Annotated in this window: 1 protein-coding gene; it reads left to right on the top strand. The window is 49.5% G+C overall.

Features of this window, described 5'->3' with window-relative positions; genetic code table 11:
- Positions 1-222: VCBS domain-containing protein (locus AB4135_RS21965; RefSeq protein WP_371995545.1), on the top strand; the 222-nt coding region annotated here is incomplete at both ends.

Below are 222 nucleotides of genomic sequence, written 5' to 3'. Positions count from 1 at the left end.
GCTCAAAGTGCCCCGCAAAATTTAGTCATTCGCATCGACGGCACTAACGATAATCCAGTGGTCAGCCATATCAGTTCGAAGACGATCGATGAAGGCTCTGCGAAGATCAGCGGGCAGATCACTGCTACCGATCTCGACCATGGCGACACAGCCACTTTCACCACGACTTATCAACATGCAGGTTTCATACTCAACCAAGATGGTAGTTATACACTCGATCCC

It is taken from the genome of Shewanella sp. 10N.286.54.B9 (assembly GCF_041468565.1).
In the GTDB taxonomy this organism is placed as follows: Bacteria; Pseudomonadota; Gammaproteobacteria; order Enterobacterales; family Shewanellaceae; genus Shewanella.
The sequence above is the reverse complement of the archived record's forward strand: the minus strand, read 5'-3'. Positions and strand labels throughout refer to the sequence as shown.